The sequence below is a fragment of the Kitasatospora sp. NPDC059803 genome, from assembly GCF_042732255.1.
GTDB lineage: Bacteria > Actinomycetota > Actinomycetes > Streptomycetales > Streptomycetaceae > Kitasatospora.
This window is the reverse complement of the sequence record NZ_JBHWIJ010000135.1, coordinates 8200-12676: the sequence shown is the minus strand read 5'-3', so window position 1 is coordinate 12676 and position 4477 is coordinate 8200. Positions and strand designations below refer to the sequence as shown.

At 78.3% G+C, this 4477-nt stretch carries 4 protein-coding genes and 1 pseudogene; all 5 read left to right on the top strand.

Features of this window, described 5'->3' with window-relative positions; all coding sequences use genetic code 11:
• Nucleotides 1–153 precede the first annotated feature (153 nt).
• The 5 genes and pseudogenes from ACFV6I_RS21640 (at nucleotide 154) to ACFV6I_RS21620 (ending at nucleotide 4161) form a co-directional block, all read left to right on the top strand.
• A complete protein-coding gene (locus ACFV6I_RS21640) occupies nucleotides 154–312 on the top strand; it encodes a hypothetical protein (protein ID WP_380344442.1) in 159 nt (52 codons plus the stop codon).
• A 37-nt stretch (nucleotides 313–349) separates the two neighbouring features.
• The gene (locus tag ACFV6I_RS21635; protein ID WP_380427062.1) at nucleotides 350–727 is read left to right on the top strand and encodes an STAS domain-containing protein; all 378 of its coding nucleotides are present in this window, start codon (nucleotides 350–352) and stop codon (nucleotides 725–727) included.
• Between the two features lie 170 nt (nucleotides 728–897).
• Nucleotides 898–1260: pseudogene (locus ACFV6I_RS21630) on the top strand (HAMP domain-containing protein); the annotation flags it as partial.
• 98 nt (nucleotides 1261–1358) lie between these two features.
• A complete protein-coding gene (locus tag ACFV6I_RS21625; RefSeq protein ID WP_380427060.1) occupies nucleotides 1359–3665 on the top strand; it encodes a SpoIIE family protein phosphatase in 2307 nt (768 codons plus the stop codon).
• 130 nt (nucleotides 3666–3795) lie between these two features.
• The gene (locus tag ACFV6I_RS21620) at nucleotides 3796–4161 is read left to right on the top strand and encodes a hypothetical protein (RefSeq protein WP_380374374.1); all 366 of its coding nucleotides are present in this window, start codon (nucleotides 3796–3798) and stop codon (nucleotides 4159–4161) included.
• Nucleotides 4162–4477: the final 316 nt, after the last annotated feature.

Here is a 4477-nt window from a genome sequence, read left to right as displayed (position 1 = left end):
GTGCGGCGCCGCGTGGGCGCCACCCCCCCCCCCGCGCGCGCCCTCCCACACCCCCCCCGCGCGCCGTCCCCCCCCCCCGCCGGCCGGGTCGCCGGGGGGGGCCGCCCCCCGCCCTGGGCGAAGCGTGATGAAGCGTGATGAAGGAGGAACACCGTGTCCCCGAAGGTTTCCGACCACGTCCGGATCGAGCGGCTGCCCTTCGACGGCACCCCCGACCCGGCGGGCGGCACCGTCACCCCCGGCGCGGACGGCGCCCCCGGCCACGGGCTGCGCCCCGCACCCGCCCGAGCGGATGCGTACCGTACGGCGTGAACCGCCCGACCGGCCGGTAACGGAAGGAGCCGACACCATGACCCGCCGACCACCGACCGGCCGTGCCCCGGCGCCGGGTGCCCCGGGGCCGGGCGGGTTCACCGCACGGGCCCGGCCGTGGGCCGGCGGCACCGTCCTCGCGCTGGACGGCGAACTCGACCTCGACTCGGTCGGCGCCCTGCACACGGCCCTCGACGCGGCCCTGGCCGCGCCCCTCACCGTCATCGTGCTCGACTGCGCGGGCCTGGAGTTCTGCGACTCCACGGGGCTCAACGCGATGCTCCGGGCCCACGCCCGCGCGGCCGCCGAGGGCAGCCGGCTCGAACTGGCCCGCCCCCGCCCGCTGGTCCTGCGGATGCTCGAACTGACCGGGGCCGTCGAGGTCTTCGTGCTGCGGGACGCGCCACCGGAGTGAACGCGCGGCCCGTCGCCCCGGGCCTCCGCCCGCTGGCCCCGACACCTGTCCTGCCTGTCGCCCTTCGCCCTCCGGTGGCACAGTGGGAGCAGGGCGGCGGCCCGCCGCCCCGGGGCTGGGGCGCCCGGTCGGGCACCCCGGGCGTGCGGCGGACCCGGGCGGTGGAACGGATGGACGAGCGGCCGGCACCCGGCGCCGATCCGGCCGAGCAGGCCCTGCTGCACCTGCTCGCCGGGCTGACCGCCGTGCGCGACGGGGACTTCGCCACCCGGCTCGCGCCCGAGCGGCCCGGCGTGCTCGGGGAGATCGCGACGGTCTTCAACACCATGGCCGACCAGCTGTCCGCGTTCGCCGACGAGGTGACCAGGGCCGCCCGGGAGGTCGGCACCGTCGGCAACCTGCGCGGCCAGACCACCGTCAAGGGCATCTCCGGAGTGTGGAAGGACCTCTCCGACAACGTCAACGTGATGGCCTCCAACCTGACCGGTCAGGTCCGCTCGATGTCCGAGGTGGCGACGGCCAGCGCCTCCGGCCGCCCGGTCGGGGACGCACCGCCGCAGCGCCTGCGTCCGGGCGAACCCGTCGACACCCGACACCTGCTCGGCCGGATGCGGCACTGGCTGGACACGCCATGACCGCCGGGCATGAGCCCTCGGACACCACGGCCCGGGCCCTCGCCGAAACCGTGCGCCGGCTCCAGAGCACCGCCGCCCGGGTGCGAGCCGACGCTCGCGCCCGCGCCGTCGTCGACCTGGCCACCGGGATCCTGGCCGAACGCCTCGGCCTGCTCCCCGCCGAAGCCGCCGCCCGACTCGCCAGGCTCGCCCGGGAGGCCGCCGTGCCCGTGGCGGCCCTGGCCGCCGACATCGCCGGGGTGTCGGGCCAGGCACGCGGCCAGCCACCCGGGCCGCTCGCGGGCACAGCCGACCCCGTGACGCCCGCGCTGGCCGCCGTCGCCGATCTGCAAGGCGCCGCCGAAGCCGTCCTGGAGCAGACGGCGGACGCGCTCGGCGCGCACGCCGTCGCGCTGTGGCTGCGGCTGCCGGGCGGCGTGCTCGCCCTCGCCGCGCACGCCGGGCTGTCCGCTGCCGAGGCCGACGCCTGGAGCCGGGTGCCACCCGGCGTCCCCACCCCGGCCCAGCGCGTCGTGGTCGGCGGCGCGGAGCTGTGGCCCGGCGATCCGGAGACCGCAGGCCCGTCGGTGGGGGTCGGCTCGGCCCGGGCCGTCCTCCCGCTGATCGACGCAGGCCGCCGCCGGGGCGCGCTGGAGGTCCTGTGGCCCGCACCCGGCCCCGCCCCCGCACCCGCCCCCGTGCTCGGCGGGCCCCAACGCCGCCGGCTCCACGCCCTCGCCGACCTCTGTGCGACCCTCCTGGTCGAAGCTGGCGCCGCCCCCGCCCCGGCCCCCACCCCCGTCCCCGTCCCGCCCGGCGACGACACCGCCCTCCTGGAGGGCCTGCCCACCCCGGCCCTGCTGCTGGAGCCGGTCGTCCGCCGAGGAGAGGTCGCCGACTTCACGCTCCTGCGGACCAACGCGCACTTCCGCGATCCACTGGGACGCCCCCGGGACACGCTGGAGGGCACCTCGCTCCTGGAGGTCTACCCGGCCGCGTGCGCCGGCGGCCTCTTCGAACGGCTGATCCGGGTGCACGAGACCGGGGTCCCGTTGCCCGGCGAGCGGGTCCGGCTGGTCTTCCAGCAGGGCGGACTCGCGCTTCCCGCCACCGTCCTGCTCGCGGCGGCCCCCGTCGGCGGCCGCGTGCTGGTCGGCTGGCAGACGGAGACCGCGCGGGCCGGTGAGGCCGAGCAGAGCGCCCTGCTGCGCCAGGCCCAGCGGCTGGCCCGGGTGGCCGGGTTCGAGGAGTGCCCGGCCGACGGCCGGATCCGCTGGAGCGACGGCCTGCACGAGATCTACGGGCTGCCGCCCGACACCGACCCGGTCCCGCTGGCCCAGCTCGCCCGGCACGCCCACCCCGACGACGAGCCCGCGATCCGGCGCCTGCTGGACACCGTCCAGCGCCGGCACCGGACCGCCTCCGCCGTCGTCCGCCTGGCCCACCAGGACGGCACCCACCGGTACACCCGGGTGATCGCCGAGCCCCTCCTCGACGACCACGGCCAGCTCACCGGGGTGCGCGGCGCCTTCCACGACGTGTCCGCCCAGCACCGTACGGAGGTCGCGCTCGGGGCGACCCGGGCGCGCCTGGCCGACAGCGAGCAGGAGACCGCCGACAGCGAGCGACTGGCGCTGCGGCTCCAGCAGGCCCTCCTGCCCGCCGCTCCGCCCCCGCTCGGCCCGGCCGGCCTGCGGGCCGCCGTCCGCTACCGCCCCGCCGCCCAGCACGACCGGGTCGGCGGCGACTGGTACGACGTGCTGCTGCTGCCCGACAAGCGGGTGCTGCTCACCGTCGGGGACGTCGCCGGGCACGGCGTCGGCGCGGCCACCGGCATGGTCGCCCTGCGGCACGCGCTGCGCGGCCTCGCCGTCACCGGGGCCGGCCCGGCCCGGATGCTGGAGTGGGCCAACACCGTCGCCCTGCGCGAACCCGGCCAGATCACCGCGACGGCCGTCTGCGTGCTCATCGACCCGGCCGTCGGCGAACTGCGCTGGGCGCGGGCCGGGCACCTGCCCCCGATCCTGGTCGGAGCGGACGGCGCCCAAGTGCTGCCGCTGCCGCACGGCGTGCTCCTCGGCGCCCTGGACGACGCCCGGTACGAGGAGCACACCGCCCACCTGCCGCCGGGCGACGTCCTGGTCCTCTACACCGACGGCCTGGTCGAACGCCGGGACCGCCCGGTCGAGGAGTCCGTCGACCAGCTGATCCGCGCCGCCGGAGCCCCCGGCCCCGACCTGGAGCGCTACCTCGACCGGCTGCTGGAGCTCAGCCCCGCCGACACCGACGACGACACCTGCCTGATCGCCGTCCAGAGCCGGTAGCCCCCTGCCGCGTGAGCCCCGGTCCCCTCGCCCTGAGCAGGCCCGCGAAGCGCGGCGTTAGGCACGGGCCCGCCCGGGTAGGCGCGGCCCTGCGGGGGCGACCGGAACCGGACGACGGAGAGGACTCCCCATGTTGCTGCTAGGACTCCTGCTGATGGCGGCGGCCGGTGCCTTCGCCGGACTGCTGATCGCGGACAACCTCTCCGGCGGGCCCGACTACCAGGCGACGGTGCTGGGCATCCGCCTGCCGGCGCTCGACAGCCTGGGCATCTTCCTCGCCGGGCTGGCCCTCGCCCTGCTCTTCTGCCTGGGCCTGGCCCTGATGGTCCTGACGGTCCGGCGGTCCCGGCGAACCCGACGCCCCGTCCGGCCGGCCGCGCACCGGGCGGCCCACCAGCGGTCCCAGCCGGTGGTGCGGCCGGACCCGCCCGAGCGACCCCTCCCGCCCGACGGGGGCGAGCAGCCCGCGCCGCCCGAGGAACGCCCCGCCCAGTAGGGCGGCCAGGACGTCGGCCTACCGGTCGAGCCCCCGTGCGGCGGCCGGATCCGCCACCTGTTCGGCCACTGAGGCGCGACGCCCCCGGAGCCGATCCCACGACGACCACGGGCCCCTCACCGGGCCGGGGAAGGACGCGACCGCATGACCGGACCACGGCCTTCCGCCGGACGCCCGCTCCCCACGAGGCCGTGGGCGCAGCGGCTGCCGCTCCGGGCCCACCCCGGGGCGGCCGCCCACGCCCGGGGCCTGCTCACCCGGTGTCGGGTGGGACGTGGGGGGGGGCGGCGGGGGGGGGGGGAGGCGGGGGGGGGAT